Source organism: Bartonella sp. MU70NMGDW, assembly GCF_042194085.1.
In the GTDB taxonomy this organism is placed as follows: Bacteria; Pseudomonadota; Alphaproteobacteria; order Rhizobiales; family Rhizobiaceae; genus Bartonella; species Bartonella grahamii.
Genome location: NZ_JBHIMK010000075.1, coordinates 1 through 1156, shown reverse-complemented (window position 1 = coordinate 1156; position 1156 = coordinate 1). Strand labels below are relative to the sequence as shown.

Genomic DNA, 1156 nt, shown 5'->3' with positions numbered 1-1156 from the left:
TTGATAGATGGCGCACCCGAAGAGATTCGAACTCCTGACCCCCAGATTCGTAGTCTGGTGCTCTATCCAGCTGAGCTACGGGTGCATACATTTCAGTTTTTTACATTATCTACGACAAAGGGTTCCTAATCGTTTCATTAAAGAAATGCAAGTGAAACTTGGGGCGTCATAAAAAAAATCTCTCTTTTTTATGAGATATTTTAAAAAAGGATATAATATATTATGGTTTCAGTTAGTTTTGATATAATCATTTTTTGTTGTGACCGTACAAAGCAATATGAACGATAGTTAACTTGACGTTTTAATCTATGAAAGATAGTCAAGCAAAGATGAGATGTGTTTTTTGCGGTGGGGGGTAAGATATATACACCCGCTGTTTGGTTTTTGTGTAAAACGCCGATATTACTGTTGAAAACTATTTCAGATGAACATGACACAGCAAGGGTGGATGTATGGCGTTATTAAAAAAGAGCTTTCCGTTGGTATTTTTAATCGTCGTTTTAACGGTTACTTATTGGGCTGGAAAAAAGAGTGCAGAACAACCCATTTCTATGGTAAATAAAACAAGAGTATCGTATAAAGCTTCAAAGGAAAAAATGGGAAGACCACCGGCGAATGTTGTTGTTGATCTTGTAAAAGTTCAAGATTTTTATGAACAACTTAACGTTCTTGGGAGTGGAAAAGCTCTTGCAGAAGTCGATCTTACCCCTTTATCCTCAGGTGTTATTGATAAGCTTTTTGTATCTGCTGGTACAAAAGTACAAGTCGATGATGTGATTGCAACGCTTGATTCTAAAAAAGAGGAAATAGCGGCTGCAAAAGCAAAAGTACAACGTGATAATAATGCATTAACGCTTTCGCGCATTCTTAAATTACGCTCCAGCAATACAGCAACGGAAGTTCAAGAAATTACAGCACGTTTAGAGTTGGATAACGCAAATTTAGTTTTGCGTAATGCTGAATTAGATCTCGATCGGCGAACAATTCGTGCACCGATTCCTGGAGTTGTTGGTATTTTTCCCGTTGATGTGGGGAATAACGTGACCCTTAATACTGTAATAGGCCGTATTGAGAATAGAGAACGTATTTTGGTCGATATATGGGCCCCTGAACGATATGTGTCGCGCATCCATAAAGGAGATGAGGTAACGGCAAC

General features: G+C 38.2%; 1 protein-coding gene and 1 tRNA gene. One reads left to right on the top strand and one right to left on the bottom strand.

What is annotated here, in order from left to right:
• Positions 1–8: 8 nt before the first annotated feature.
• Positions 9–85: transfer RNA gene (locus tag ACFIKE_RS07120), tRNA-Arg, on the bottom strand.
• A 367-nt stretch (positions 86–452) separates the two neighbouring features.
• Here ACFIKE_RS07120 and ACFIKE_RS07115 point away from each other — a divergent pair.
• On the top strand, positions 453–1156 hold a 704-nt coding region (locus tag ACFIKE_RS07115), incomplete at its 3' end, for an efflux RND transporter periplasmic adaptor subunit (protein WP_375648895.1).